Origin of the sequence: Micromonospora sp. NPDC005305, assembly GCF_040607315.1 — a bacterium.
In the GTDB taxonomy this organism is placed as follows: Bacteria; Actinomycetota; Actinomycetes; order Mycobacteriales; family Micromonosporaceae; genus Micromonospora.
Window position 1 is genome coordinate 193780 of the sequence record NZ_JBEXGL010000012.1, and the last position, 26725, is coordinate 220504.

General features: G+C 74.0%; 26 protein-coding genes. 11 read left to right on the forward strand and 15 right to left on the reverse strand.

Translation table 11 applies throughout. From position 1 onward, the window contains the following. Positions 1–42: 42 nt before the first annotated feature. From ABZS80_RS21500 to ABZS80_RS21510, 3 genes are all read left to right on the forward strand, one after another. Positions 43–387: a metalloregulator ArsR/SmtB family transcription factor gene (locus ABZS80_RS21500; protein WP_355058325.1), complete on the forward strand. Its 345-nt coding sequence runs from the start codon at positions 43–45 to the stop codon at positions 385–387. Positions 388–401: 14 nt separating this feature from the next. Then, entirely contained in the window at positions 402–866 is a 465-nt protein-coding gene (locus ABZS80_RS21505) for an SRPBCC domain-containing protein (protein WP_355058327.1), read from the forward strand. A 154-nt stretch (positions 867–1020) separates the two neighbouring features. Continuing rightward, positions 1021–1317, forward strand: coding sequence for a GYD domain-containing protein (locus tag ABZS80_RS21510; RefSeq protein ID WP_355058329.1), 297 nt, complete (start codon positions 1021–1023; stop codon positions 1315–1317). A gap of 114 nt (positions 1318–1431) precedes the next feature. On the opposite strand, the gene glnA is transcribed toward ABZS80_RS21510, so the two are convergent. Then, entirely contained in the window at positions 1432–2856 is a 1425-nt protein-coding gene (gene glnA / locus ABZS80_RS21515; protein ID WP_355058331.1) for a type I glutamate--ammonia ligase, read from the reverse strand. 249 nt (positions 2857–3105) lie between these two features. Here glnA and ABZS80_RS21520 point away from each other — a divergent pair, with 249 nt between their 5' ends. Next, complete coding sequence (locus tag ABZS80_RS21520) at positions 3106–3498, forward strand: RDD family protein (RefSeq protein WP_355058378.1); 393 nt, start codon at positions 3106–3108, stop codon at positions 3496–3498. 66 nt (positions 3499–3564) lie between these two features. Here ABZS80_RS21520 and ABZS80_RS21525 read toward each other — a convergent pair whose 3' ends face one another. Next, entirely contained in the window at positions 3565–4254 is a 690-nt protein-coding gene (locus ABZS80_RS21525) for a DUF4191 domain-containing protein (RefSeq protein ID WP_151460953.1), read from the reverse strand. Positions 4255–4468: 214 nt separating this feature from the next. Between ABZS80_RS21525 and ABZS80_RS21530 the strand changes: the two genes are divergently transcribed. Together ABZS80_RS21530 and ABZS80_RS21535 are read left to right on the forward strand one after the other, a co-directional pair. Then, on the forward strand, positions 4469–4639 hold the full coding sequence (locus ABZS80_RS21530; RefSeq protein ID WP_192579699.1) for a hypothetical protein: 171 nt from the start codon (positions 4469–4471) through the stop codon (positions 4637–4639). Positions 4640–4779: 140 nt separating this feature from the next. Further along, on the forward strand, positions 4780–7680 hold the full coding sequence (locus ABZS80_RS21535; protein WP_355058334.1) for an AAA family ATPase: 2901 nt from the start codon (positions 4780–4782) through the stop codon (positions 7678–7680). A gap of 85 nt (positions 7681–7765) precedes the next feature. Here the strand turns inward: ABZS80_RS21535 and ABZS80_RS21540 are convergent, their stop codons facing one another. Together ABZS80_RS21540 and lipA are read right to left on the reverse strand one after the other, a co-directional pair. Next, positions 7766–9532 (reverse strand): DUF423 domain-containing protein, encoded by a 1767-nt coding sequence (locus ABZS80_RS21540; protein WP_355058336.1) that lies wholly within the window; start codon positions 9530–9532, stop codon positions 7766–7768. 60 nt (positions 9533–9592) lie between these two features. Next, entirely contained in the window at positions 9593–10639 is a 1047-nt protein-coding gene (lipA, locus tag ABZS80_RS21545; RefSeq protein ID WP_355058338.1) for a lipoyl synthase, read from the reverse strand. Positions 10640–10993: 354 nt separating this feature from the next. Here lipA and aspS point away from each other — a divergent pair, with 354 nt between their 5' ends. Continuing rightward, positions 10994–12280, forward strand: coding sequence for an aspartate--tRNA(Asn) ligase (aspS, locus tag ABZS80_RS21550; RefSeq protein WP_355058340.1), 1287 nt, complete (start codon positions 10994–10996; stop codon positions 12278–12280). Between the two features lie 97 nt (positions 12281–12377). Then, on the forward strand, positions 12378–13400 hold the full coding sequence (locus ABZS80_RS21555) for an FUSC family protein (RefSeq protein ID WP_355058342.1): 1023 nt from the start codon (positions 12378–12380) through the stop codon (positions 13398–13400). Positions 13401–13417: 17 nt separating this feature from the next. Here ABZS80_RS21555 and nadE read toward each other — a convergent pair whose 3' ends face one another. The 4 genes from nadE to ABZS80_RS21575 all read right to left on the reverse strand — a co-directional run bounded on the left by nadE (position 13418) and on the right by ABZS80_RS21575 (position 17196). Next, complete coding sequence (nadE, locus tag ABZS80_RS21560) at positions 13418–14242, reverse strand: ammonia-dependent NAD(+) synthetase (protein WP_355058344.1); 825 nt, start codon at positions 14240–14242, stop codon at positions 13418–13420. A 17-nt stretch (positions 14243–14259) separates the two neighbouring features. After that, positions 14260–14652, reverse strand: a complete 393-nt coding sequence (locus ABZS80_RS21565; RefSeq protein WP_091319942.1) for a VOC family protein — start codon at positions 14650–14652, stop codon at positions 14260–14262. Between the two features lie 6 nt (positions 14653–14658). Next, entirely contained in the window at positions 14659–15300 is a 642-nt protein-coding gene (lipB, locus tag ABZS80_RS21570) for a lipoyl(octanoyl) transferase LipB (RefSeq protein ID WP_355058346.1), read from the reverse strand. Between the two features lie 78 nt (positions 15301–15378). After that, positions 15379–17196 (reverse strand): DUF2079 domain-containing protein, encoded by a 1818-nt coding sequence (locus tag ABZS80_RS21575; RefSeq protein ID WP_355058348.1) that lies wholly within the window; start codon positions 17194–17196, stop codon positions 15379–15381. A 189-nt stretch (positions 17197–17385) separates the two neighbouring features. On the opposite strand from ABZS80_RS21575, the gene ABZS80_RS21580 reads away from it, so the two are divergent. Continuing rightward, positions 17386–18591, forward strand: coding sequence for a PHB depolymerase family esterase (locus ABZS80_RS21580; protein WP_355058350.1), 1206 nt, complete (start codon positions 17386–17388; stop codon positions 18589–18591). Between the two features lie 22 nt (positions 18592–18613). Here the strand turns inward: ABZS80_RS21580 and ABZS80_RS21585 are convergent, their stop codons facing one another. From ABZS80_RS21585 to ABZS80_RS21595, 3 genes are all read right to left on the reverse strand, one after another. After that, positions 18614–19513 (reverse strand): TIGR01777 family oxidoreductase, encoded by a 900-nt coding sequence (locus ABZS80_RS21585; RefSeq protein ID WP_355058352.1) that lies wholly within the window; start codon positions 19511–19513, stop codon positions 18614–18616. Between the two features lie 126 nt (positions 19514–19639). Next, positions 19640–20146 carry a DinB family protein gene (locus ABZS80_RS21590; protein ID WP_355058354.1) on the reverse strand — a complete coding sequence of 169 codons (507 nt, stop codon included), beginning with the start codon at positions 20144–20146 and terminating at the stop codon, positions 19640–19642. A 79-nt stretch (positions 20147–20225) separates the two neighbouring features. Next, on the reverse strand, positions 20226–21008 hold the full coding sequence (locus ABZS80_RS21595; protein WP_355058356.1) for an alpha/beta hydrolase: 783 nt from the start codon (positions 21006–21008) through the stop codon (positions 20226–20228). 72 nt (positions 21009–21080) lie between these two features. On the opposite strand from ABZS80_RS21595, the gene ABZS80_RS21600 reads away from it, so the two are divergent. After that, positions 21081–21605, forward strand: a complete 525-nt coding sequence (locus ABZS80_RS21600) for a PadR family transcriptional regulator (protein ID WP_151460964.1) — start codon at positions 21081–21083, stop codon at positions 21603–21605. 36 nt (positions 21606–21641) lie between these two features. On the opposite strand, the gene ABZS80_RS21605 is transcribed toward ABZS80_RS21600, so the two are convergent. The 4 genes from ABZS80_RS21605 to ABZS80_RS21620 all read right to left on the reverse strand — a co-directional run bounded on the left by ABZS80_RS21605 (position 21642) and on the right by ABZS80_RS21620 (position 25525). Continuing rightward, positions 21642–22565, reverse strand: a complete 924-nt coding sequence (locus ABZS80_RS21605; RefSeq protein ID WP_355058358.1) for an LLM class flavin-dependent oxidoreductase — start codon at positions 22563–22565, stop codon at positions 21642–21644. 132 nt (positions 22566–22697) lie between these two features. After that, positions 22698–23588 carry an oxidoreductase gene (locus ABZS80_RS21610; RefSeq protein ID WP_355058360.1) on the reverse strand — a complete coding sequence of 297 codons (891 nt, stop codon included), beginning with the start codon at positions 23586–23588 and terminating at the stop codon, positions 22698–22700. Next, positions 23585–24100, reverse strand: a complete 516-nt coding sequence (locus ABZS80_RS21615) for a hemerythrin domain-containing protein (protein ID WP_355058362.1) — start codon at positions 24098–24100, stop codon at positions 23585–23587. The genes ABZS80_RS21610 and ABZS80_RS21615 overlap by 4 nt, the downstream gene beginning before the upstream one ends. A 93-nt stretch (positions 24101–24193) precedes the next feature. Next, positions 24194–25525, reverse strand: a complete 1332-nt coding sequence (locus ABZS80_RS21620; RefSeq protein ID WP_355058364.1) for a low temperature requirement protein A — start codon at positions 25523–25525, stop codon at positions 24194–24196. 139 nt (positions 25526–25664) lie between these two features. Here ABZS80_RS21620 and ABZS80_RS21625 point away from each other — a divergent pair, with 139 nt between their 5' ends. Next, the gene (locus ABZS80_RS21625; protein ID WP_355058366.1) at positions 25665–26612 is read left to right on the forward strand and encodes an SDR family NAD(P)-dependent oxidoreductase; all 948 of its coding nucleotides are present in this window, start codon (positions 25665–25667) and stop codon (positions 26610–26612) included. The last annotated feature ends 113 nt before the right edge of the window (positions 26613–26725 follow it).

Here is a 26725-nt window from a genome sequence, read left to right on the forward strand (position 1 = left end):
TCTATGTTTAACGCATCCGTTAATTAACAGAATGGTTAAGCAGTGGCCGAGGATCGACTGAGCGTCATCTTCGCGGCGCTGGCCGACCCGACCCGCCGGGGGATCCTCGCCCGGCTCGCGGAGGGGGACGCCACCGTCTCGGAGCTCGCCGAACCGTTCGCGATCAGCCTGCCGGCGATCTCCCGGCACCTGAAGGTGCTGGAGCACGCCGGGCTGATCACCCGGAGCCGGAGCGCGCAGTGGCGGTCCAGCAGCCTCAACCCGGAGCCGCTGCGCGAGGCGACGGCCTGGATGGAGCGCTACCGGCAGTTCTGGGACGCCAACTTCGACCGGCTCGACGCGCACCTCAGGCGGATCCAGGCGCAGACCGAACGGGAAGACCGATGAGAGAGGACAGCAGCATGACCGACACGCAGGCGACCCAGGAACTCGTGATGACCCGGGTGTTCGACGCCCCGCGGGAGCTGGTCTGGCGTGCGTTCACCGACCCGGACCAGTTCGCCGAGTGGTTCGCCCCGGTCGGCTGGTCCGTGCCGCGGGAGACCGTCGACATGGACGTCCGGGTCGGGGGCCACCAGCGCTTCGTGATGGTCAATGACGAGGACCCGGCGATGACCTCGCCGGCCGACGGCACCTTCAGCGAGGTGGTGGAGCACGAGCTGCTGGTGGGCTACGAGGAGGCGCACGGCGTGCCGGGCGTGCCCGACGGCACCCGGTTCACGCTGCGGCTGGAGTTCCACGCCGAGCCCGGCGACCGGACCCGGCTGGTGCTGCGCCAGGGCCCGTTCGCGCCGGAGATGCGGTCCGGTGCCGAGCAGGGCTGGGGCAGCTCCTTCACCAAGCTGGACGCGCTGCTCGCCCGCTGAGGGCGGACGCGCGAACCGGCCGGGGCCGGCCCCGCTGTCGCGGGGCCGGCTGGGCCGGTTTCGCGCGCCGGTCGGTGTGCAGTTGATGCGGATTTCAGCCGTTAGCACCCGGATTCGACCTTACGATGAGGTCTCCTCATGGAGGTGAAGGACCATGCCGACGTATGTCGCGTTGCTGAGCTGGACCGATCAGGGAATCCGCGGCTACAAGGACACCGCGAAGCGCGCCGAGGCCTTCGCCGCAGCGACTCAGAACGTCGGGGCGAAGCTCCTGAACATTTACTGGACCGTCGGTCCGTACGACCTCGTGGCCGTCGTCGAAGCGCCCGACGACGAAACCGGGGCCGCGGCGCTCCTGCAGCTCGGCGGGGCGGGCAACGTCCGTACCACGACCCTGCGGGCCTTCGGTCGGGAGGAGATGGGTCGCATCATCGCCAAAACCGCTGGCTAAGGCCCCGCGGATGTACACGCACCCGGTGCCCTCGGCGGCCTACCGAGCACGACGGGCCATCGATCGCTCGTACCCGGCGATCGACGGCCCGTCGAATGTACCCAGGTTGTCAGCTCAGCAGTCGAAGTACATGGCGAACTCGTGCGGGGTCGGGCGCAGGCGCACCGGGTCGACCTCGTTGGCCCGCTTCCACGACACCCAGGTGGAGATGAGGTCGGGGGTGAACACCCCGCCGTCGAGCAGGTAGTCGTGGTCGGCCTCGAGCGCGTCCAGCACCTCCGGCAGCGAACCCGGCACCTGCTTGACGTCGCCCCACTCCTCCGGGGGCAGGTCGTAGAGGTCCTTGTCGATCGGGGCCGGCGGCTCGGTCTTGTTCTTGATGCCGTCCAGGCCGGCCATCATCATCGCCGAGAACGCGAGATAGGGGTTGCTGGACGGGTCCGGCACCCGGAACTCGACGCGCTTGGCCTTCGGGTTGGCCCCGGTGACCGGGATGCGGGTGCACGCCGAGCGGTTGCGCTGCGAGTAGACCAGGTTCACCGGCGCCTCGAAGCCCGGCACCAGGCGGCGGTAGGAGTTGACCGTCGGGTTGGTGAAGGCCAGCAGCGACGGGGCGTGGTGCAGCAGGCCGCCGATGTACCAGCGGGCGGTGTCCGAGAGGCCGGCGTAGCCGGTCTCGTCGTAGAACAGCGGCTCACCATTGAGCCACAGGCTCTGGTGGGTGTGCATGCCGGAGCCGTTGTCGCCGAACAGCGGCTTGGGCATGAACGTGGCGGTCTTGCCGTTGGCCCACGCCTCGTTCTTCACGATGTACTTGAACAGCTGGAGCTGGTCGGCGGAGTGCAGCAGGGTGGAGAACCTGTAGTTGATCTCCGACTGGCCGGCGGTGCCGACCTCGTGGTGCGAACGCTCGACGGTGAACCCGGTGTCGACCAGGCGGCGGACGATGCTGTCGCGCAGGTCGGCGTAGTGGTCCACCGGCGGGACGGGGAAGTAGCCGCCCTTGTAGGCGGTCTTGTAGCCCCGGTTGCCGCCCTCCTCTTCCCGGCCCGAGTTCCAGGCGCCCTCGATGGAGTCGATGTAGTAGAACGACTGGTGCGCGGAGGTCTCGTGGCGGATGGAGTCGAAGATGTAGAACTCCGCCTCGGCGCCGAAGTAGGCGGTGTCGGCGATGCCGCTGGCGGCGAGGAACGCCTCGGCCTTCTTGGCCACGTTGCGGGGGTCCCGGGAGTAGGCCTCGCGGGTGAACGGGTCGTGGATGAAGAAGTTCAACGCCAGCGTCTTCTGCGCGCGGAACGGGTCGATGAAGGCGGTCGCCACGTCGGGCAGCAGCAGCATGTCCGACTCGTGGATCGCCTGGAAGCCGCGGATCGACGAACCGTCGAACGCGAGGCCGTCGGTGAACAGGCTGTCGTCGACGGACTCCACCGGCAGGTTGAAGTGCTGCATCACGCCGGGCAGGTCACAGAAACGTACGTCGACGAACTTCACGTCCTCGTTGGCGAGGTAGCGCAGCAGTTCCTCGGGATTGGCGAACACAGGTCCTCCTGGCGGGTCCACTCCGGTCGCTGTCTTCCTGGCGACGCTATGGCCGCGGGGTTGCCCGGCCGTGTCTCCTCTGTTTCCGCCGTGTTACGTCCCTCGCGGAGCGTCATCCCGGCCGCTCAACACCCCGGTCTGCCGCTGTTTGACGGTTTGGTCCTGTTCCCCGCTCCGTGCCGACCGGCGTACCCGGCGGCCCCGGGCCGGCCGCTGGCTACCCTGGCCGCTGTGACCGATACCGCCGCCGTGCCGGTGCCGCCCGCCGCGGACCCGACCTTCACGCCCCCGAGCCTCGGCCGCCGCTTCGGCGCACTGCTCGTGGACTGGCTGCTCTGCCTGCTGATCGCCAACATCTTCGCCGACCCGGTCCGGGACGGCTGGGCCCCGGTCCTGGTGCTGATCCTGGAGTACGGCTTCTTCCTCGGCCTCTTCGCCCAGACCCCCGGCATGTACCTCACCCGGATCCGCTGCCTGTCCTGGGCCGACGGGGGCCGGATCGGGCTGCTCCGGGCGCTGCTGCGCGGCGTGCTGCTGGCCCTCGTGGTGCCCGCTCTGATCATGGACGGGCACCGGCGCGGCCTGCACGACCGGCTCACCGGGTCGGTCGTGGCCGACGCCCCCCGCCCCACCCGCCGCTGATCCCCGCCCGGCACGACGAAGGAGCCGGCCTGCGTGGGACCGGCTCCTTCTCGCGTACGACGAGGGTCAGCGACCCCGGGTCTGGCGGAACGCGCCCCGCGGCGGCCGCATGTTCTTCGGGACCGCGCCCTTGGGCATCTGCGGGCGGGCGGTGAGCGCCTTGAGCCGCTTGTCGAGGGCGTTGACGTCCTTCGGGGCGAGGCTGCGGGGCAGCCGCATCAGCGTCATCCGCAGCTTGCGGATCGGCAGTTCACCCTCGCCCTGGCCGATCACGTAGTCGTGCAGCGGCGCGGAGCCGATCACCTTGGCCAGCCGGCGCTTCTCCTGGCCGAGCAGGCCGCGCACCCGCTGCGGGTTGCCCTCGGCCAGCAGGATCACGCCCGGCCGGCCGATCACCAGGTGGACCATGTCCATCTGGGTGGTGGAGCTGACCGCCGGGGTGACCCGCCAGTCGCCGCGCATGCTCTCCATGATCTGGGCCGCCGCGCCGGGCTGCCCCTCGGCGGCGTTCATCATCGCCTTGTTGGACCGCAGGTTGAGCACGATCAGCACGGCCAGCAGGATGAACAGGATGCCGATCGGCAGCCAGATCCAACCCCACAGGAGCACCGCCACCACGGTGAGCGCGAGCGGGATCAGCACCGCCGCCGCGGTCAGCGGCGCGAACCACCGGTCCTGCTTGGCGGTGAACTGGAACACCATCCCGATCTGCTTCAGCCGCTGGCCGAACGAGACCTTCTCCTGGGGCTTTGCCATGCCGCAGAGTCTAGTGGTCGCCGCCCGGCCCGTTGATCCGTGGCTGCCCCTCCACCGCCGAGCTGAGTACCTTACGTCGCCGCCGGGCCCCTGAGGCCCCGCGGTAAGGAGGGGGAGCGGCCGAAGATCAGGCTGCGCACCCATGCCCCGGGGGCACCTTCGCGCGGAAAGTCAGTGTCGACAGCGACAGACACCGCACGACAGGAGAACCGAGATGTTCGGCAACGACGCAGACCTGCTCCTCAGCATCCACCGCAGCCACGCCTCCGAGCTGCAGGCCGACGCGGCCCGCGACCGGCTCGCCCGGTCCCTGCCCCGCCGCCACCCGCGCGGCTGGCTGGGCCGCCGGCAGCACGCCGCCCGCGTCTCCGACGCCCGCCGGTGACCGCCCCGGCGCTGCCGGCGCCCCCGATCGGTCCGGGTTCCCACGACGTCGGTCCGGCCGTCACGGGGGCGGCCGGGCCGGCGGGGAACCGGCCGGTCGGCCGGGACGGCGCCGGCGTACGCCATGGCATGCTCGACGGCGTGACCGCACGCGCCGCCAGCACCGTCCTCGTCGGCCGCCAGTCCGAGCTGACCGGGCTGCGCGAGGCGCTCGGCCGGGCCCGGGCCGGTGACCCGGCGACCGTCCTCGTGGGCGGCGAGGCCGGGGTCGGCAAGACCCGGCTGCTGGAGGAGTTCGGCGCGCACGCCACCGCGACCGGGGCGCGGCTGCTCATCGGCCAGTGCCTGGAACTCGGCGAGGCCGGCCTGCCCTTCGCGCCGTTCGCCGCCGCGCTGCGCGACGTGCTGCGTCACGACGGCCCGGCCGCCTTCGCCGGCTACGAGGCGGAGTTCGCCCGGCTGCTGCCCGAGCTGGCCCGGGTGCCGGCCGCAGCCGCGCCGACCGGACTGCCCGTCTCCGACACCCCGCGCGGCTACCTGTTCGACCTGGTCGCCGACCTGTTCCGGCGGCTCGCCGAGGAGCGGCCGCTGGTGCTGGTGATCGAGGACCTGCACTGGGCCGACCGGTCCACCCGGGACCTGATCGACTTCCTGGTCCGGGCCGCCCGGTCCACCCGCCTGCTGCTGGTCTGCACCTACCGCACCGACGAGCTGCACCGCGGCCACCCGCTGCGTCCCTTCCTCGCCGAGCTGGACCGGGCCCGGGGCGTGGGGCGCGTCGAGCTGGGCCGGCTTGACCGGGACGGCACCGCCGCCGTCCTCGCCGACCTGCTCGGCGTCGAGCCCGCGCCCCGCGCCGTCGACGACGTGCACGGGCGTACCCAGGGCAATCCGTTCTTCATCGAGGAGCTGGCCGCGGCCGGCGACCCGGTCGGCTGCGCGGTGCTGTCGGAGACGCTGCGCGACCTGCTGCTGGCCCGGGTGGACCGGCTGCCCGAGCCGGCCCAGCGGGTGCTGCGGATCGCCGCGGCCGGCGGCACCCGCTTCGCCCACGAGCTTCTCGCCGAGGTGGCCGGCCTGCCCGAGAACGAGCTGGAGGACGCGCTGCGCGCCGCCGTGGCCGGCCAGCTCGTGGTGGCCGACCCGGACGGCGACTACGAGTTCCGGCACGCGCTGGTGCGCGAGGCCGTCCACGACGACCTGCTCCCCGGCGAGCACGCCCGGCTGCACGCCCGGTACGCCGCCGCCATCGAGGCGCAGCCGCACCTGGTGGCCGCCGGCCGCGCCCCGGCCGAGATCGCCCACCACTGGTACGCGGCACACGACCACCCGCGCGCCCTGATCGCCGCCCGGGAGGCCGCCGGTGCCGCCGGCGACCGGTACGCGTACGCGGAGCAGAGCCGGCTGCTGGAACGGGTCCTCGAACTGTGGGAGCTGGTGCCCGACGCCGGCGACCGGCTCGGCATGGACCACCTGCGGGTGCTGGAGGAGACCCTCGCCGCGGCCACCACGGCCGGCGACTACAGCCGGGCGCTCACCCTGACCCGGGCCGGGCTCGCCGAGGTGGACACCGCCGCCGAGCCGCTGCGCGCCGCCCGCCTGCTCCACCGGCGCGGCCGGCTGCTCGCCCTGCTCGGCAAGAGCGACGGCACCGCCGAGGTACGCGAGGCGTACCGGCTGGCGGGCGGGATGGCGGACGCGCCGGAGCGGGTGCGGCTGCTCGCCGACATCGCCGCGCACCTGGTCAAGATCGACCCCGCGCAGGCCGCCTCGGTGGCCGACGAGGCGATGGCCGCGGCCGAGGCGATCGGCGAGGACGTGGCCCTGCTGCCCACCCGGATCGCCCTGCTCTGCCGCACCGACAACGCCCCCGACCTGGGGCTGGCCGAGCTGCGCCGGGCCGAGGCGCTGGCCCGGGCGACCGGCAACGCGCCGGCGCTGGTCAGCGCGCTGGTGTACCTCTCCGACGTGCTCTACGAGCTGGGCCGGTACGCCGAGAGCGAGGAAGCGGCCGCGGCCGGGGTGAGCGAGGCGCGCCGGGTGGGGATCAGCCGCTCCACCGGGGCGTACCTGCTGTCGAACCGGGCCGAGGCGCTGATCGCTCTGGGCCGCTGGGACGAGGCCGACGCGGCCTGCGCCGAGGCGGCCCGGATCGACCCGCCGGGCGTCTCCGGGCTGCACTGGCTCCAGCTCCGGGCGGGCCTGCGGCTCGCCCGCGCGCACCCCGCCGCCGACGAGCTGGTCGGCCGGGCGCTGGCCTTCCTGGCCCGGCCGTACCTCTGGCCGAACCACCGGCTGCCGCTGCGCGAGCTGCGCATCGAGGCCGCCCTGGCCGCGGACGACAAGGTGGCCGCGCTCGCCGCGAGCCGGGCCGCCCTGGCCGACGAACGCCTGGTCGACCTGCCCCGGGAGGGCTGGCCGGTGCTCAGCGCGGTGGCCTCCGCGGCCGCGCTGGTCGGCGACGCCGAACTGGCCGCCGAGGCGTCCGCGGTGGCCGCCGTGCTGCCCGTCCGCTATCCGGCGGAGCAGGCACACGCCGCCCAGGTCACCGCGATCCTCACCGGCGGCACCCCCGCCGCGCTGCCGGCGTGGCGGGCGGCCGTGGCGGAGTGGCGGGCGGTGGGGCAGCCGTACCCGCTGGGCCGGGCCCTGCTCGCGCTGGCCGAGGCCGCCGCGGCGGCCGGCGAGCGGGACGAGGTGGCCGCCGCCGTCCGCGAGGCCGCGGACATCGCCACCCGGCTCGGCGCCGCCCCGCTGGGCGAGCAGGCCGCCACCCTGGCCCGCCGGGTCGGGCTGCGGGGCGCCGGCCGGCCCGGCCCGGACCTGCTGACCAACCGGGAGCAGGAGGTGCTCCGGCTGGTCGCCGAGGGGCACAGCAACAGCCGGATCGCCGAGCGGCTCTTCATCTCGCCGAAGACGGCGAGCGTGCACGTGTCCCGGATCATCGCCAAGCTGGACGTCACGAACCGGGTGGAGGCGGCCGCACTGGCCCACCGCCTCGGCCTGCTCGACCCGGCGCCGCCGGCCCAGCGGCGGGGTTAGCCGAGGCGGCGTCGGCGAGCCGGCCGGGCGCCGCGCTCGGCGTCGCCTCTCGGCGGGCGGGGAAGGACGCGGCCCGCCGGTCGGTTCAGCGTCGGGGCAGGTAGATCCGCCAGCCGGCGGCGGTGACCACCTCGAGCGCGCCCGGGCCGGATCCGACCCGCCCGTCCAGCCGGGCGGCCAGCGGGGATCCGGCCGGAGCCACCCACGCCGCGCCGGGGTCGGCGTCCACGGCCCGCCGGTACGCCGGCAGCCGGTCGAACCCGGGGCGCAGCTCGTCGTCGACCACGGCGCAGCGCACCTCCTCGCCGGTGGCGAAGGTGAGCCGGTTGCACGTCCAGTAGCCGGCGCGCACGTGTCGCACGCCCAGCGCGCCGAGCGTGTCGACGAGCGCCCGGTGCCGGTCGGCTTCCGCGTGGGTGGCCGGCACGGTCCCGATCGCGCCCGCCGTCGCGACCGCTCCGGTGCCGAGCATCCCCGCCAGCACGGCGACCGCCGCCACTCCGGCCGCCCGGACCCGCGCCCGGCCGGCGCGGCGGGCGGCGGACCAGAGAGGCCAGAGCAGGGCCGGCGTGGCGACCGCCAGGACCGAGAGGTAGCGGGCGCTCTCCACCGGGGTCCGCCCCGCGGCGTTGCTCGCCGCGTAGGCCGCCAGCACCGCCGCCGCCCCCGCGAGCAGCGCGAGCCGCACTGCCGCCGACACCCGCCGGTCCGCTGTCACGGCGGGATCATCGCCGGATCTTGGAGAGTTGTCGTTCGCGGCGAACGGAAAGTCGCCAAGATCCGGAGACGACGAGAGCGGGACGGGCGGGACGGGCCGGCGGAGGGTGCGCCCGGCGGTGATCGCCGCGAGCAGCAGCAGGACAAGGAACGCCGGGGCCCACCAGAGTTGCCACCCGGCGCAGTGGCCGGGGGAGCAGAAGCCCATCGCCAGGGGCGGGCCGAGCACGAGCCCGCCGTGCAGCCGCTCGCCCCAGCTCGCCGCCGCGTCGGCGCCGCTGGCGGCCAGCACCGCGGCGAGCGGGTTGCGACCGTGCCGGAGGCTGTCCAGCAGCATCGGCGCCGCGCCCAGCAGCAGCCCTCCGGCCAGGGCTGCCCCGGCCCGCCCGACCAGCTCTCGCCGGCGCCGCTCCACCAGCACCCCGCCGAGCGCCAGCACGAACGGCAGGATCAACGGGTCGACCCAGAGCAGCAGCCCGGAGACGAGCCCCCAGGCCGCCCAGCCGGACAGCCGCACCGCCGACCGGGGCGCAACGGCCTGAGGCGCCGGCCGCGCCGCCGGCCGGGACGCGCCGCCCGCCCGAAGTGGCAGCCGCGCTCCGGGGCCGGCGGCGCACAGCCCCACGGTGAGCAGCGCCAGCGCCGCGGCGGCCGGGTTCAGTTCCGGGTAGCCGCCGCCGGCGATGAGCTGGTTCTTCACCACCCGGTCGGCGCCGAGCGCGAGCACGGCCACGACCAGCAGGGCGTACCAGCGGTCGCCGCCGAGCCGGCGGGTGAGCCGCCAGGACAGGGCGAGGAAGAGGGCGTAGAGCGCCAGGGTGGGCAGCCGCAGGGCGAGCACCGAGGGCCCGGCCAGGGCGACCAGCGGCGCGGCCAGGTACGCCTCCAGCGTGCCCATGTACGCCTGGCCGTAGAACCAGACGGGGAAGTCCGCACCGCGGGCGATGTGCAGGGCGGCCAGCCCCATGGTCGCCTCGTCGCTGTTGGTGGGCGGTGCGTCGGCGAGCAGGAGCGCCAGCCGGTAGCCGATCCCGGCGAGCCCGACCAGCAGGGCGAGCAGCGCCGGAAGTCGGGGACGCCGGGGCGTGCGCGGGCGGGTGGCCTCGCGCGGCTGCTGGCGTACCCCGGCGGTCATCCCTGGGATCATGGCATCCGGCGGGTGGCCGGCGGTGGGTGACGCGGTGGACGGCCGGCCTCAGCCGGCGGCGACGACCTCGTCGCGGGCGGCGAGCGCCTGCTGGTAGAGCCGTCCGGCCCGGTACGACGAGCGCACCAGCGGGCCGCTCATCACGCCGGCGAAGCCGATCTCCTCGGCCTCCTCGCGCAGCTCGACGAACTCCTCCGGCTTGACCCAGCGGGTGACCGGGTGGTGCCGGGGGGAGGGGCGCAGGTACTGCGTGATGGTGATCAGCTCGCAGCCGGCCTCGTGCAGGTCGCGCAGCGCCTGGGAGACCTCGGCCCGCTCCTCGCCCATGCCGAGGATCAGGTTGCTCTTGGTGACCAGGCCGTCGGCGCGCGCCTGGCGGATCACGTCGAGGGAGCGCTCGTAGCGGAACGCCGGGCGGATCCGCTTGAAGATCCGCGGCACGGTCTCGACGTTGTGGGCCAGCACCTCCGGGCGGGAGCCGAACACCTCGGCGAGCTGCTCGGGCACCGCGTTGAAGTCGGGGATCAGCAGCTCGACGCCGCAGCCGGACTGGAGGGCGTGGATCTGCCGGACCGTCTCGGCGTAGAGCCAGGCGCCGCCGTCGGGCAGGTCGTCGCGGGCCACGCCGGTGATCGTGGCGTAGCGCAGGCCCATGGCGGCGACGGACTCGGCGACCCGGCGCGGCTCGTCGGCGTCGAACTCGGCCGGCTTGCCGGTGTCGATCTGGCAGAAGTCGCAGCGCCGGGTGCACTGGTCGCCACCGATGAGGAAGGTGGCCTCCCGGTCCTCCCAGCACTCGTAGATGTTGGGGCAGCCGGCCTCCTGGCAGACGGTGTGCAGCCCCTCGCGCGAGACGAGCCCGCGCAGCTGGGTGTACTCCGGGCCCATCTTGGCCTTGACCTTGATCCACGGCGGCTTGCGCTCGATCGGCGTCTCGGCGTTGCGCGCCTCGATCCGCAGCATGCGCCGCCCCTCAGGTGCGACAGTCGCGGTTGGCGCTGCCTGCTCGGTCGTCGGCGCGGAGTGCTCGATCGTCACGAAACCGAGCGTACGCCGGTCGGCGGCCGTCGATGAACGTCGGGCGACCGGCGTCACGCCCCGAATGATGTGACACCGGACACGAGCCACCAGAAATCCCCGTCACACGTGCCGGCGGCGGGTGCTAGCGTGCCCGGCAGAGCTGCGACGGAGCCGAGTAGCGGGCCGATCCGCCAGCGCAGAGAGCCGCCGATGTGCTGGAAGGCGGTCTGGCGCCGGCCCACGAAGACCCTCCCGAGCTGCGGGAAGAACGGCGTCCGCGCCCAGTAGACCCCGCCCGGCTGGCCCCGGTGAAAAGGCGACGAACGAGGCCCCGCTTCCGCGGGGCGAAGGTGTGGTGGCACCGCGAGGTTTCCCGCTCGCCCACACCTCCCGGGGATCGCGTTGCGATTGATCGAGGAGGTAACCGCCGTGCAACGCATCCTGTCCTTCCAGCTCACCCACCATGTCGGCGAGTCCGTTCGGATCGCCGGCTGGGTGCACCGCCGCCGGCTGCTCAAGTCGGTGGCCTTCCTGATCGTCCGGGACGCCGCCGGCCTTTCCCAGGTGGTGGTCACCGACCCCGCAGTGCGCGCGGCCGTCGAGTCGCTGCCCGAGGAGACCGTCGTCGAGGTCACCGGCACGGTGGTCGCGAACGCCACGGCGCCCGCCGGGGTCGAGCTGGCCGAGCCGACGGTACGCCCGCTCGGCCCGCCCGCCGTCCCGCCGCCGTTCGACCTGTACCGGCCGGCGCTCACCGCCACCCTGCCCACCCAGCTCGACCACGCGCCCACCGCGCTGCGCCACCCGACCCGCTCCGCCGCGCTGCGGATCTCGGCGGCGGCGGTGGCCGGCTTCCGGGCCGCCCTGGACGCTCGCCAGTTCGTGGAGATCCACACCCCGAAGGTGGTCGCCTCGTCCACCGAGAGCGGGGCGAACGTGTTCGCGCTGGACTGGTTCGGCCGGCCCGCGTACCTGGCCCAGTCGCCGCAGTTCTACAAGCAGCTCATGGTCGGCGTCTTCGAACGGGTCTACGAGGTCGGGCCGGTGTTCCGCGCCGAGCCGCACGACACCGTCCGGCACCTGGCCCAGTACACGTCGCTCGACGTCGAGCTGGGCTTCGTGGCCGACCACCGGGACGTGATGGCCGTGCTGCGGGAGACCCTGGCCGGGATGCTGGCCGAGGTCGCGGCGCGGGCCGGCGGGGCCGTCGCCACCCTCGGGCTCACCCTGCCCGAGGTGCCCGCCGAGATCCCCGCCGTGCACTTCACCGAGGCGCTGAAGATCGCCGGAGCGCCGGCCGACGAGCCGGACCTCGCCCCGGCGCACGAGCGGGCGCTGGGGGAGTGGGCACTGCGCGAGCACGGCTCGGTCTTCCTCTTCGTCACCGGCTATCCGATGGCGAAGCGGCCGTTCTACACCCACCCGGACCCGGCGCGGCCGGCCCACTCCAACGGCTTCGACCTGCTGTTCCGGGGGATGGAGCTGGTCACCGGCGGGCAGCGGCTGCACCGGCACGAGGACTACCTGGCCGCCCTGGCGGCGCGCGGCGAGCCGGTCGAGCCGTACGCCGGGTACGTGGACGCGTTCCGCCACGGCATGCCGCCGCACGGGGGCTTCGCCATCGGGCTGGAGCGTTTCGTCGCCCGGCTCACCGGCGCGGCCAACGTCCGGGAGGTGACCGCCTTCCCGCGCGACCTGCACCGCCTCACGCCCTGAGGGAAGGAGAGGCCCCTTGCCGCACCCGTCTGTTGACAGGGGGCCCTCCTTGCCGCCGGGCGGCGCGGTATGAAGGACGCACAGGCGAAGGAGGAGCATGGCCGAGCAGCTCCGGGCGACGCTGCGCGGCCTGCTGCACGTGCGGCCGGCGCCGGGCGCCCACCGGGTCGCGCTGCGGGCCGGGATCAGCGTCCTCGTGCCGCTGCTCGCGGTGCTCGCCGCCGGTCACCCGGGCTGGTCCGTGTACGCGGTCTTCGGGGCGTTCACCTCGTTCTACGGCCGCAACCACGTGCACCTGTCCCGGGTGGCCATGCAGGCCAGCGCCGGGGCGGCCCTCACCGGGTCGGTGGTCCTCGGCGTGCTGGTCGGCGCGCTGCCGTCCCGGGCGTGGGTCGCGGTGCCGGTGGCGGCGGTCGTCGCGGCGCTGGGCGCGGTGCTGGCCGCCGCGCAGGACTGGCACCCGCCGGGGCCGCTGTTCCTGGTGTTCGCGTTCGGCGCGGTCGCCTCGGCGCCGCACACGGTGTCGGACGTGCCGGTCGCCGCCGCGCTGGCCGGGCTGAGCGCCCTGTTCTCCCTGCTGGTTGGGAACGCGGGCAGCGTGCTGCGGCGGCAGCGGAGCCGGCCGGCCCGGCTCGCGCACGTGTGGACCTGGCAGCCGATGCGCTACGCCCTGGCCGTGGTGCTCGCCGGCGGCGTGGCGACCGCGGTTGGGATCGGCCACCCGTACTGGGCGATGGTGGCAGCGGTCGCCCCGCTCAGCGCCACCGGGGTCACCGCCCAACTGGTCCGCGCCGCGCACCGGATCCTCGGCACGCTGCTCGGGCTGCTGACCAGCGCCGTGCTGCTGGCCCCGGCGCTGCCACCGTACGCGACCGTGCTGGTGGTCGCGGTGCTCCAGATCGTCACCGAGCTGCTGGTGGGCCGCAACTACGGGCTGGCGCTGCTGTTCATCACCCCGATGGCGCTGCTCATGGGGCAGCTCGCGGTGGCCCGCCCGGCCGGGCAACTGCTCTATGACCGGGGCGTGGAGACGGTGATCGGCGGGGTCGTCGGCGGCGCGATCGTGCTCTGCGAGCCGTGGCTGCGGTCCCGGCTGACCGGTGGTGGGCGGGTGCGGTGACCCGCCCCCCCGGCGCGTCAGGGTGCGATCGGGAGCTGGCGCTTGTGGTCGGTGGCCTGGTAGCGGGCCACCAGCGCCGCCTCCACCTCGGCGGGCACCGGCCGGCCCTCCAGGTAGTCGTCGATGTGCTCGTAGGCCAGGCCGAGCGCGTCCTCGTCGAGCTTGCCCGGGGCCAGGGTCTCCAGGTCGGCTGTGGGCGCCTTGCCGACCAGCTCGGTGGGGGCGCCGAGCGCCGCGGCCAGCGCCCGCACGCGCCGCTTGGTGAGCCCGGTCAGCGGGATCACGTCGGCCGCCCCGTCGCCGTGCTTGGTGAAGAAGCCGGTGACCGCCTCGGCGGCGTGGTCGGTGCCGACCACCAGCCCGCCCGCCGCGCCGGCCACCGCGTACTGGGCGATCATGCGCTGCCGGGCCTTGATGTTGCCGAGCACGAAGTCCTGCTGGGCGGCGTCGCGGAAGGTCAGCCCGCCGGCGACCAGCGCGGCCAGGGCGGCGTCGGCGGCCGGCTTGACGTCGACCGTGAGCGCCCGGTCCGGGCGGATGAACTCCAGCGCGGCCTGGGCGTGGTGCTCGTCGGCCTGCACCCCGTAGGGCAGGCGCATGGCGACGAAGACGGCCGGGTGGCCGGCGGCGCGGGCGCGCTCCGCGGCGAGCTGGCAGAGCCGGCCGGCGGTGGTCGAGTCGACGCCGCCGCTGATGCCCAGGACCAGCGTGGTGAGGCCGGTGTCGACCAGGCGATCGGCGAGGAAGACGACCCGGCGCTCGATCTCCTCGGCGGCGTCGAAGGTCGCCGGCACCCGGAGCTCCTCGGCGATCCGTTGCTGGGTCGACATCACGTCGGTCATCGGGGGTCCTCTCCTCGTCAGGCGGGGCCGAGCAGGTCCCAGGGGTTGCCGGCGAGGTCGCGGAACACGGCGACCCGCCCGTACGGCTCGGTGCGCGGGGGCTTCACGAACTCGACCTTCGCCTCGACCATCCGCCGGTAGGTGGCGTCGAAGTCGTCGACCTGGAGGAAGAAGCCGACCCGGCCGTGGGTCTGGTCGCCCACGGCGGCCGCCTGCCGCTCCCCGTCGGCGCGGGCCAGCAGCAGCCCGGTCCCGCCACCCGGCGGGCGGACGACCACCCAGCGCTTCGGCCGGCCGTCGTTGGTCAGCGAGGGCTTGTCCTCCACCAGTTCGAAGCCGAGCACCTCGGTGAAGAAGGCGATCGCCGGGTCGTAGTCGGCGACGACGAGGGTGACGAGGTCGATCCGCACCCCGGGTCAGACCTGGATCAGGGTGGGCAGGTGCCGCTCGACCACCGGCAGCACGTCGGCGACCGTGATCGGGCGGCCCAGTTCGGCGGTGAGCGAGGTGACCCCGGCGTCCCGGATGCCGCACGGCACGATCCGGTCGTAGTGGCCGAGGTCGCAGTCGCAGTTGATCGCGAAGCCGTGCAGGGTCACGCCCCGGGCCACCCGGATGCCGATGGCGGCGACCTTGCGGGCCGGCCCCCGGTCGTCCTCCGGCACCCAGACGCCGCTGCGCCCCTCGACCCGGCCGGCGGCCAGCCCGAACTCGGCGCAGACGTCGATCAGCAGCTGCTCGGTGCGCCGGACGTACGCCACCACGTCGACCGGGTCGGGCAGCCGGACGATCGGGTAGCCGACCAGCTGCCCCGGGCCGTGCCAGGTGATCTTGCCGCCGCGGTCCACGTCGACCACCGGGGTGCCGTCCATCGGGCGGTCCCACGGCTCGGTCCGCTTGCCGGCGGTGTAGACGCTGGGGTGCTCCAGCAGCAGCACGGTGTCGCCCTGCTCGCCGGCCACCACGGCCTCGTGCACCCGGCGCTGCTCGTCCCAGGCGGCCTGGTACTCGATCAGGCCGGCGCGGACGGCGGTCAGCCCGGAAGTCGTCACGGTCACCCGTCCAGCCTAGTCCCGCCGGGACCGACCGGCCCCCGTGAGCCTCGTCGCAAGAACAGCGGCCTGACCGGCAGCCGGTCAGGCGGGCGGCACCCGCCAGACCCAGACGTCCTCGACCCGCTCGGGCGCGCCGAGCAGGGCCGTGGCGGTGCGCCGCACCGCCTCCTCGTCGACGTCGAACTTCGCCCCGTGCACCCGGTCGGCCAGCACCACCGTCTCGACCCCCCAGTAGTGCAGGTCGGCCCGGGACTCCCGGATGCTGCCGTCGGTGATGATCGGCACCAGCCCGGTCCGCCCCGCCTGGTCCATGAGGGCGCTGAAGGTGCGCGGGACCGGGCCGATCCGGCCCCGGCCGTCCGGCCCGCCCGGACCGAGGAAGAAGCCGGCCGGGATGCGGAACTCGCCCTGCCGGTGCGCCAGGGCGTACGCCTGCCAGCGCTGGCCGTCGGGATAGATGTCCACGGTCAGCGGCAGCGGGGTGAGCACCCCGCCGGGGGAGACGTAGCGCTGCCAGGCGCCGGTGGTGATGAACGCCGGCACCGGCTCCCGGACGCTCGTCAGCAGGGGGGTGGGCAGCAGCGGCAGCAGCGCGGCGGCGAAGCCGAGCGCCCAGGCCAGCTCGGTGGAGCGGTGCCGGGGCGGCCGGGCGCGCAGCGAGTCGACCGCGTACGCCAGCAGCAGCCCGATCACCGGTGCCACCACCAGGGCGAGCCGCGAGGGCAGCGCCGCGTTGACCACCGGCAGGTTGTCCAGCACCCCGAACGGCAGCAGTTGGTCGGTCTGCCGGCCGTTCCACTTGGCCGTGGGCCCCCAGGAGAGCACGGCGAAGACCAGCGCGGTCACGCCGAGCGCGGTGAGCGTGGCCCGGAACGCCCGGTCGGCGCGCCGCCGGAGCAGGACGAAGCAGGCCACGGCGAGCAGCAGCAGCGGGATGCCGAAGAAGGAGTTCTCCTCGGTCGGGTTGGGCGCCAGTAAGGTGCCCAGCCCGGCCCAGCCGGCCAGGGACCGGCGGGGGTACGACCCGAACGCCGCGATGTCCTCGGAGTGGATCATCGGGTCGAAGCCGGTGCCGTGGAACCGCTGCGGCCCGGCGAAGTGCAGCCACAGCGGGTACGCGAGCAGAACCCCGGAGACGAGCGCGGTCACGCCGAGGCCGCGCAGGAAGCTCGGCAGGGCCGCCCGCGCCTCGGCCCGCCGGGCCGGGTGCAGCGCCCACACCAGGAGGAACAGGGCGAGCGCCAGCGCCGTGAAGAAGAGCCCCTCGGCGGCGATCGAGAACGCGACGGCCACCAGCACGCCGAGCACGACGCCGCCGGCGACGGCGCGCCCGGGGCGGCGCAGCCGGAGCACGCCCCAGACGAGCAGCGGCACCAGCCAGCCGGCGGTCCAGTTCAGGTGCGCGTTGGCGTGCGACACCATGGCCGGGCAGTAGGCGATGAAGAGCGCGCCCACCCCGGCGGCCAGCCGGCTGGCGACCAGGTGCCGGCTGAGCAGCCAGTACCAGGCCACCGCGGTGGCGGCGAGGTTGAGCGTGAGGATCACCAGGAACGTCGCGGGTGGCCCGATGAGGTACGTCAGCGGGGCGAAGACGACCGCGTACGCGGTGATCGAGGTGTTGACCGCGAGGTTCACCCCGTCCGGGACGTTGATCAGGTGGGTGAAGAGCGGGTTCTCCCCGTGGGTCACGGCGTGCCCGCCGAAGGCCAGCAGCCACTCGAAGAGGGCCTGGTCGCTGGAGTTCACGGTGATCGTGAGGGCGTTCGGGTCCCGCCACATCCCGCTGGTCACCCAGAGCGCGAGGGCCACCGCGGCGAGCACCAGCACCAGGTCGGCCCGCCGGTTCCGGGTGGCGGGCGCGGTCGACGGGCCGGTGGCCAGGGACGGGGAGGACGGCACGCAGCGGACGTTACCAACCGGACCTGGACCCGCCGGGCAGACACGAAACCCGGCGGGCGCGGCCCCGGCCGCACACTTCGGCGTTCGTGAATGTGTGAGCGGCGGCCATTCCGGGAGCGTGAAACACGGACGTAACGTCGCGGCAACTCGACAGTGACCCAGTTCACAATTCGTCGTCAGGAGGTCGCCGTGCGCCGATCCTCATCCCTTCTCACCCGCCTGGCCGGGGTGGCGGCCGGCGTCGTGCTGGCCGCGGCCGCCGTCCTCGTCGCCGCCCTGCCCGCGCAGGCCGCCACGCTCTCCCAGGTCACCGGCTTCGGCTCGAACCCCGGCAACCTGGCCATGTACGCCTACCGCCCGGACGGCCTGCCGGCCAACGCCCCGGCCGTGGTGCTGCTGCACGGCTGCACCCAGAACGCCTCGACCTACTTCACCAACTCGGGCTGGCAGAAGTACGCCGACCAGTGGAAGTTCACGGTGATCGTGCCGCAGCAGCCCTCGGCCAACAACGCCAACTCCTGCTTCAACTGGTTCGAGACCGGGGACACCGCCCGGGGCCAGGGCGAGGCGCTGTCCGTGAAGCAGATGGTGGACCACGCCAGGGCGAACTACGGCACCGACGCGAGCCGGGTCTACGTCAGCGGCCTGTCCGGCGGTGGGGCGATGAGCGCCGTCATGCTCGCCACCTACCCGGACGTGTTCGCCGCCGGCTCGGTCATCGCCGGCATCCCCTACCGCTGCGCCACCAGCATGGTCAATGCCTTCTCCTGCATGAACCCGGGCGTCGACAAGACCCCGGCGCAGTGGGGCGACCTGGTCCGCAACGCCTACGCCGGCTACACCGGCAAGCGCCCCCGGGTGGCCATCTGGCACGGCACCGCGGACACCACGGTCGCGCCGCTGAACGCCGCCGAGTCGCGGGACCAGTGGACCAACGTGCTCGGCGTCTCGCAGACCCCCACCAGCACCGCCGCCCTGCCGGCCGGCACGAGCCTGGAGGTCTACGGCAGCGACCAGGTGCGGCTCTACCGGGTCTCCGGCATGGGCCACGGCACCCCGGTCGACCCGGGCTCGGCGACCGACCAGTGCGGCACCGCCGGGGCGTACTTCCTCGACACCATCTGCTCGACCTACCGCGACGCGCTCTTCTTCGGCCTGAACGGCGGAGGCGGCACGCCCAGCCCGACGCCGACGGCCACCGCGTCGCCGACCCCGACCACCGCGCCGGTCTGCGTCACCGCGAGCAACTACGCGCACGTGACGGCCGGCCGCGCCTACCAGTCCGGCGGCTACGCCTACGCGCTGGGCAGCAACCAGCGGATGGGCCTCTACAACACCTTCTACACGAGCACCCTCAAGCAGACCGGCCCCGCCTACTGGGTCATCGGCTGCTGACCACGCCGCCGCCCTCGCCGGCTCAGTCGGTGAGGGCGGCGTGCAGCGCGCCCGGCAGGTCCGGGTGGGTCCAGGTGAAGCCGGCCCTGCCGAGCACGCCGGGCAGGACCCGCGTGCTGGTGAGCGCCTCGTGGGCGAAGCCGCCGAGGGCGACCTTCAGGGCCAGCGCGGGGACCGGCATGACCGCCGGCCGGTGCAGCTGGCGGGCGAGTTCCCGGGTGAACTCGGCGTTGGTGACCGGGGCTGGACCGACCACGTTGACCGGACCGGCGAGGTCGTCGCGCGCCAGCAGGAAGGCCACGCCGTCCAGCCAGTCCCGCAGGGCGATCCACGGCACCCACTGCCGGCCGTTGCCCAGCTTGCCGCCGACCCCGAGCCGGAACGGCAGAAGCTGCGGCTTGAGCATGCCGCCGTCGCGGTGCAGCGGCAGCCCGGTACGCAGCCGTACCACCCGGGTCCCGGCGTCCTCGGCCGGGCGGGTGGCGGCCTCCCACACCCGGCAGACGTCGGCCAGGAAGCCTTCGCCGGCCGGCGAGTCCTCCTCGACCGTCCGGTCACCGGTGTTGCCGTACCAGCCGACCGCCGAGGCGTTGAGCAGCGCCGCGGGCCGGTCGGCGGCGGGCAGCCCGGCGATGGTGATCGCCAGCGTGGTGGTGCTGTCCACCCGGCTCGACCGGATCAACCCCTTGTACGCGTCGTTCCAGCGCTTGTCGCCCACCCCCGCGCCGGCCAGGTTCACCACCGCGTCGGCGTCGGCCATCACCTGCGGGTCGAGCTGCGCGGCGGACGGGTTCCACCGCCGCTCGTCAGGGGTGCGGGGTGCGCGGCGGACCAGGCGGGTGACCTGGTGCCCGTCCGCGGTGAGTCGGTCGACCAGTCGGGTGCCGAGGAAGCCGGACACTCCGGCCATGAGGATCCGCATGCGCATATCTTCGGGTACGGACGCCGGATCGGATGCGTTGAGCGAAATCACTCACTCGTCGTTCCCGACTCCTGCCCGCTGACCTTCGCTCCGGCACCGACGCGACTCCCGTGAGTGAGCCACGGTTCACTCCCCGGTCCGGCCGTCGACCGCCTCACGCAGGATGTCGGCGTGCCCGAGGTGGCGGGCGTACTCGTCGGTCATGTGCGCGAGGATCCAGCGCAGGGAGTGGGCGCTCCCGGTGCCGGGGTGGTGGCCGACCGCGTCCAGCGGGCGTTCGGCGGTGATCAGCCGTGCGGTGGCCACCTCCGCCCGCCAGAGCGCGAACGTCTCCGCGCCGGTGGCCCGGGCGACGTCGGTGAACGGGGCGTCCGGATCGTCGGTGAGGTCGAAGAGGTCGCCCGGGAAGGCGCCGGCGAGCACCGCCTGGAAATACCACCGCTCCACGGTGGCCAGGTGCCGGACCAGGCCGATCAGCGACAGGCCGGACGAGGGCACCGGCCGCAGCCGGAGTTGCGCGTCGGTGAGCCCGGCGCACTTGCGGACCAGGGCGTCCCGCTGGAAGTCCAGGAAGGTCTCCAGCAACGTCCGCTCGTCCACGGTGGCCGGCAACGCGAAACGTTCATCGATCATCGTTCGCATCGTACGCGCGTTCGACTCCTGGTGGTGGACCCCGGCCCGGTCAACCGGTCGCGGCTCCACGCGAGTTGTCTCATTCCTGGCTGGTCAGTGCGGCCGCCACGGCCAGCGCGAACCGTCCCGGGTTGTCGACCATGATGTTGTGGCCGCAGTCCGGGATGGCCACCGCGCCGACACCCGCGGCCGCCAGCCGGTCCGCGTCGAACCGCGGCCCGTCGGCCGCCGGGTACAGCACCGTGCGCGGCACGGGAAGCCTCGCCAACTCCTCGCGCACGCCCGGGGTCGTGCCGCGGAGCAGGCTCATCGCCGTGCGGTAGAGCGCCTCCCGTCCGGCCAGGCGCATGGTGGCCGCCCACTCCGGCCCGACGAAGGCCAGCGTCTCGTCCCAGCCGTGGTCCAGGAACGCCTGCTCGGTGTGGTAGACGCCGATGCCCGAGCTGCCGGGCCGTTTCGTTGTCGGCAACGTCTCCACCGCGTCGAGGGCGGGATCGACGAGCACGAGGCGGCGTACCAGCCCGGGGTGGCGCGCCGCCAGCAGGACCGCGACGGCGCCGCCCGCACTGTGCGCGATCACGTCGGCGTCCTTCACCGCCGCCCGGTCCAGCGCGTGGGCCAGCAGGTCCGCGTGCATGTCCAGGGTGTACGCCGCGTGCGCCGGCCGGTCGCTGATCCCGAAGCCCAGCAGGTCCATGAGCAGTGAGCGGTGCCCGGTCAGCGCGGGATGTGCGACGGCCTCGCCGTAGTAGGGCGCGGAGCTGGCACCGAGTCCGTGCAGGTAGACGCGGGTGGGTTCGGTGCCGGGGAGCTCGACCCAGCGGATGCGGGAACCATCCGGGGTCACGAGGGCGCTATGCATAGAACGGAAGATACCTTGTATCCGAGGTATAAAGGCAAGAGGGTATCTCGACGAGAGGGTATGATCTGGATCATGTTGGAACTCGCGACCCTCGGATTCCTCTACGACGAACAGCTGCACGGCTATGACCTGCGTAAGCGCATCGCCGCCCTGACCGGGCACGTGCGGCCGATCGCCGACGGCACGCTCTACCCGCTGCTCAAGCGTCTGGAAGCGGCCGGACTGCTGACCCGCGAGCTCCAGCCCGGCCAGGTGGCCGCACCGCGACATGTGCTGTCGCTGACCGCCGCCGGCCGCCAGGCCCTGCTCGACCGGCTGCGTGAGCCCGACGAACTGTTCGTCACCGACGAGAACCGCTGGTTCACCCTGCTCGCGTTCCTGCGGCACCTCGACGACCCGGCCGCCCAGGCGGCGGTCCTGCGGCGGCGCCTGACCTTCCTCACCCAGCCGGCCAGCTTCTTCTGGGACGGCGACCGGCCGCTGCGCGCCGCCGACTTCGACGACCCGTTCCGGCAGGGGCTGTTCACGATCGCGACGGCAACGACACGTACCGAGCTGACCTGGCTGCGTGAGACGCTCGCGGACCTCGACGGCTGAGCAACCCGGGCGCCGCACCGGGGCGGCCGGAGTCGGTCAGGCGACGGCGGCCAGGCGGGGGAGGAGCGGGGACAGCTGGTCGACGGCGTCGGCGCGTACCACGAAGCGGGTGACCTCCCAGCGGCGCCGGTGCTCGGCGACCGCGGCGACGATCTCGTCGGCCGTACCGATCAGCACGAACGGGGTGGCGAGCAGGTCGGCGACGCGCAGCCCGGTCTCGGCGGCGATCGGGGCGGCGGCGGCCTCCGCGTCGTCGGTCACGGTCACCTGCTGGACCAGGGCCTCCAGCGCGGGCGGGGCGTCCCGCCCGGCAGCCCCGGCCGCCACGTGCGCGAGCTGCGCCTCGATCTGCTCACCCCGCCACCGCACGTCGTGCTGGTGACCGTCGGCGAGGGTACGCCCGAAGCCGGTCAGGCCGACCACGTCGGCGTGGGCGCCGGCCCAGCGCAGCAGCGTCGAGTTGGCCGTACCCATGGTGAGGGGAACCCGGCCCTGCACCGGTCGCAGCTCGGTGAGCCGGGCGGCCCGGGCGACCAGTTCCGGGATGTCCACGCTGACCTCTTTCCCGGCCAGCAGGTCGCGCACGGCCTCGGCGACCGCGACGCAGCGGCGGACCCGGGCGGCGACGTCGGGGCGCTCGCGCCCGACGGCCCGCCACTCGGCCGGGGTGTGCCCGGCGCCGAGGCCGAGCCGGGCCCGCCCGCCGGAGACCACGTCGAGGGTGGCCACATCGGTGGCGAGCAGGATCGGCTCCCGCACACCGGCGTTCGACACGTACGAGCCGAGGCCGAGCGTCGACGTGACCGCCGCCGCGGCGGCGAGGGCCACGAACGGCGACGCGCCGTGACCCGGGTGGTCGGAGGCCAGCAGCGCGTCGAAGCCGGCGGCCTCGACCCGCCGGGCCAGGCCGGTCCAGCCGGCCGCGTCGGTGGGCCGGGCCTGCACGGAGAAGATCGCCATCAGCCCAGCATTCCCGCCGCGCCACCTCCCGAGCCAGCCCGCGCGGGCCGATTCTGCCGAGGGCCGAACCCGGCCCGGATGTTAGGAAGGGCCCCCTGTACAACGCCAGGCGTTAACCGGGGGCCCCTCCTTTCAGGCGGACTCGTGCACGGCGGCGAGGCGGGACAGGTCGTCGTCGGTGAGCCGCAGGGTGGCCGCCGCGACGTTCTGCTCCAGGTGCGCCGGGTTGCCGGTGCCCGGGATGGCGAGCACGTTCGGCCCCTGCCGCAGCGTCCACGCCAGCCGGACCTGCGCCGGGGTCACCCCGTGCGCTCCGGCCACCGCGCGCACCTCGTCGTGCTCCTCGCCGCTCGCCCCGGCCTCCCGCCCGCTGGTGGCGAGGGAGAAGAACGGCACGAACGCGGTCCCGTGCGCGGCGCAGTCCCGGATCAGCGCGTCGTTGCTCCGGCGGTAGCCCAGACCCCACGAGTTCTGCACGCAGACCACCGGGGCGATGGCACGCGCCTCGGCGACCTGCTCCGACGTCACGGCCGAGACGCCGAGGTGACGGATCAGGCCGGCGACGCGCAGTTCGGCGAGCGCGCCGAAGTGCTCGGCCAGCGGCTCCGGGCCGTACACCCGGAGGTTGACCACGTCGAGGTGGTCCCGGCCGAGCTGGCGCAGGTTCTCCTCGACCTGGCCGCGGAGCTGGTCCGGCCGGGCCATCGGCAACCACCGCCCCGACGGGTCCTTGCCCGGCCCCACCTTGGTGACGATGACCAGATCCTCCGGGTACGGCGACAGCGCCCGGTTGATCAGCTCGTTGGCCGAGCGCAGCGGCGAGAAGTAGAACGCCGCGGTGTCGATGTGGTTGACCCCGAGCTCGACCGCGCGGCGCAGCACCGTCACCGCCCGGTCCCGGTCACTGGGGCTGCCGTCCGCGTTCGCGGTCAGCCGCATCGCGCCGAAGCCGATCCGGTTGACCGTGCGGTCGCCGAGCTGCCAGGTGCCCGCCGCGGCGGCGTCGACGGTGTCGATGGTCATGCGGTCTCCGTCCGTTCGAGGATGTCCCCGTTTCCGGGTGGCGTGACGCCGAGCAGTTCCACGGGGTCGCCGCCCAGCCGGTTCAATGCGGCGACCAGTTTCCGCTCCTCGTAGCTGAAGTGCGACTCCAGCAGCGCGGCCAGCCCGTCCAGCTCGGCCCGGACGGACCGGCCGTCGGTCGCCCCGGCGAGCAGGGCGTCGATCCGGCGCAGCAGGTCGGCGACCACCCGGTGGTCCGCGCTCAGTTCGGCGAGCACGGGGCGCAGCTCGGGCGCCTGCTCGGCCAGGGCCTGGAACGCGCCGCCGTCCTCGCCGGTGTGGTGCCGGTCCAGTGCGGCGCAGAAGCCGACGCAGTGCGCGCGCAGCTCCCGGGTCAGGGCGGCGCCGTCGCCGTCGGGGGAGTCGAGGCTCGCGCGGAGCCCGGCCAGCTCCTCGCGGAGCCAGTCATGGATCTCGATCAACTGGGTGCCGAGGGCGGTCAGCCGCGCGCTCGGTGGGTGGGATGGGTGCACATGGTCCCCTGCCGTCCCGCGCCTCCATGCCCACGGCGGCCTTCCTGCCGGGTGCACCGCGACGCTGCGCAGCAGTCTAGAGCACGGGGGGCCTCACTCGGCCTCGTCGCGCTCGTGCGGTTCGTGCCAGCGCGCCCGGTAGGCCGCCTCGTGGGCCTCGTGGCTGGTGCGCTCCTCGAAGACCAACCCCCGCAGCGCCCGCCGGCCCTCGTCGAAGACCACCACCTCGGCGGCGACCATGCCGATGGTGATCGCGGTCAGCAGTGCCAGGGCGGCCAGCGCCGGCAGGTGTGCGGCCACCGGGATGCTCACGGCGAGCAGTAGCACGGCGCCCACCCGGGTCCAGCTCACGGTGCGCAGGGTACGGAGCTGGAAGAGCATGTTGCCGCAGATGTAGCAGATGACCCCGCCGAAGAGCAGCGGGACGCCGGGGCCCTGCGCGGAGAGGTGCTGCGGCACGTGCGGGTCGGCGATCTGGTGCACGATCATTTCCGCGCCGAGCGCGAACAGGATGATGCCCGCGATCATCGGCAGGAATAGGTAGCCGTAGGCGTCCCGGGCCATGGCGACGCGCGGACCGTCCTCGGCGGCGTGCAGGGCGATCCGGGCGGCCGGCCCGACCATGTCGTAGTGCGCCCACCAGAGCGCCGCGGTGAAGAAGATGCCGAGCACAGCCGCCGCCACGGCCGGCCAGGTCGGCGGCTGGCCGAGCAGGTTGCTGCCGACGCCGACCGAGATGACCGACTCGCCCAGGGCGATGATCAGGATGAGGTCGTACCGCTCGGTCCAGTGCTCGGCGGAGGCGACGCCCCAGCCCCAGGTGCCCGCGATCAGACCGGTGGAGTACTGGAGCAGCACGACGGTCGCCCACAACCCGTCCCGGATCGCCGCCGACGAGAAGAGGTCGTCGATCTTCGGCGGGATCAGCGCGGCGACCCCCAGCAGCAGGGTGCTGCCCACCAGCTCGGGGGTGAACCGGAGGAGCTGCCGGCGCTCCGTCGGGCTGTCCCGCACGGCGTGCAGGTAGAGCAGCAGGTGCACGCCGCGGATCACGGTGTAGCTGACCGCCGCGACGATCGGCCCGGCCGCGTTGCCCCGCGGGTCCCGGAACGCGTTCGGCAGGGACAGGGCGAAGGTGAACAGGGCCGCCATGCCCACCGTCATGAGCACCGGGACGAAGCCCTCACCGAGCCGGATCCGGGTGGCCACGATGCTGTGCACCACCCACGACCACCAGAGCACGGCCAGCACCAGCAGCGCGTGCAGCAGCGCGCCGCCGGTGACCTCGAGCGCGGTGGCCCGGGTGATGATGAAGAACGAGAAGACGAAGACCAGGTCGAAGAAGACCTCGAACCGGTCCACCCGGGCCCCGGGTGCCACCGGCACGGCCGGCCCGAGCCGTCCCCGCCACCCGAAGCCGCTCACCGGACGAGTCTGTCAGCGCCGGGTCCGCGGCGCGCCCGATTCTGCTCAGGCCGGCTGGTGGGGGAGCCAGTCCCGCGTTACGTCGCCGCCACCCGGGGAAGACGCGGGCACCACGGGCCGCCGCTGAGAAGGATGGATCATGGCCACCAGCACACCCGTCACCACGCCGTTCTCGCGCGAGACGACCGCCCTGGAGGTGGTCGCGGGCCTCGACCTGACCGGCCGGCGGGCCGTCGTCACCGGCGGCGCCTCCGGCATCGGCGTCGAGACGGCCCGCGCGCTCGCCGCTGCCGGGGCCGACGTCACCCTCGCGGTGCGCAACACCGAGGCCGGGCAGCGGGCCGCCGCCGACATCACGGGCACCACCGGCAACGACCGGATCCTGATCGCCCCGCTCGACCTGGCGGACCTCGGCTCGGTGGCCACCTTCGTCCGCACCTGGGACGGGCCGTTGCACATGCTGGTCAACAACGCGGGCATCATGGCCTCGCCCGAGATGCGCACCGAGCAGGGCTGGGAGATGCAGTTCGCCACCAACCACCTCGGGCACTTCGCGCTGGCCACCGGGCTGTACCGGTCCCTGGCGGCCGCGGGCGGCGCCCGGATCGTCTCGGTCAGTTCCTCGGCGCACCTGCGCTCGCCGGTGGTGTTCGACGACATCCACTTCCGCGAGCGGGCGTACGACCCGTGGGCGGCGTACGGGCAGTCCAAGACGGCGAACGTGCTCTTCGCGGTGGACGCCACCCGGCGCTGGGCCGACGACGGGATCTACACCAACGCGCTCATGCCGGGCGCGATCCGGACCAACCTGCAGCGCTACGTGAGCGACGAGGACCTGGCCCGGCTGCGCGCCGAGAGCGGCGGCGGGGACTCGCCGAGCTGGAAGAACACCGAGCAGGGAGCGGCCACCTCGGTGCTGGTCGCCGCCTCGCCGCTGGTCGCCGGGGTCGGTGGCCGGTACTTCGAGGACTGCCAGGAGGCCGGGCCGAACCAGCCGGGCACCCGCACCGGCTACGCCCCGTACGCCCGCGATCCGGAGGCCGCCGAGCGGCTCTGGGAGGTCTCCGAGGAGCACCTGCGCGGCTGACCCGGAAACGACGAGAGGGGCGGGGGGGGGGGGGGGGGCCGGCCCCCGGGCCGGCGAGGGTGGGGGCCCCGGCCCCGCGGCCTCGTGTGGGGGGGCCCCCCCGGCCTGTTCGC

Bases quoted from the DNA above. Each gene is read 5' to 3' on its own strand.
- ABZS80_RS21555 (WP_355058342.1), top strand. From the start codon at position 12,378: ATGGCCGAGCAGCTCCGGGCGACGCTGCGCGGCCTGCTGCACGTGCGG.
- ABZS80_RS21530 (WP_192579699.1), top strand. From the start codon at position 4,469: ATGTTCGGCAACGACGCAGACCTGCTCCTCAGCATCCACCGCAGCCAC.
- ABZS80_RS21585 (WP_355058352.1), bottom strand. From the start codon at position 19,513: ATGCGGATCCTCATGGCCGGAGTGTCCGGCTTCCTCGGCACCCGACTG.
- ABZS80_RS21595 (WP_355058356.1), bottom strand. From the start codon at position 21,008: ATGCATAGCGCCCTCGTGACCCCGGATGGTTCCCGCATCCGCTGGGTC.
- ABZS80_RS21525 (WP_151460953.1), bottom strand. From the start codon at position 4,254: ATGGCAAAGCCCCAGGAGAAGGTCTCGTTCGGCCAGCGGCTGAAGCAG.
- ABZS80_RS21625 (WP_355058366.1), top strand. From the start codon at position 25,665: ATGGCCACCAGCACACCCGTCACCACGCCGTTCTCGCGCGAGACGACC.
- ABZS80_RS21610 (WP_355058360.1), bottom strand. From the start codon at position 23,588: ATGACCATCGACACCGTCGACGCCGCCGCGGCGGGCACCTGGCAGCTC.
- ABZS80_RS21505 (WP_355058327.1), top strand. From the start codon at position 402: ATGACCGACACGCAGGCGACCCAGGAACTCGTGATGACCCGGGTGTTC.
- ABZS80_RS21590 (WP_355058354.1), bottom strand. From the start codon at position 20,146: ATGATCGATGAACGTTTCGCGTTGCCGGCCACCGTGGACGAGCGGACG.
- nadE (WP_355058344.1), bottom strand. From the start codon at position 14,242: ATGACCGACGTGATGTCGACCCAGCAACGGATCGCCGAGGAGCTCCGG.
- ABZS80_RS21510 (WP_355058329.1), top strand. From the start codon at position 1,021: ATGCCGACGTATGTCGCGTTGCTGAGCTGGACCGATCAGGGAATCCGC.
- ABZS80_RS21600 (WP_151460964.1), top strand. From the start codon at position 21,081: ATGTTGGAACTCGCGACCCTCGGATTCCTCTACGACGAACAGCTGCAC.
- ABZS80_RS21540 (WP_355058336.1), bottom strand. From the start codon at position 9,532: ATGACCGCCGGGGTACGCCAGCAGCCGCGCGAGGCCACCCGCCCGCGC.
- ABZS80_RS21605 (WP_355058358.1), bottom strand. From the start codon at position 22,565: ATGGCGATCTTCTCCGTGCAGGCCCGGCCCACCGACGCGGCCGGCTGG.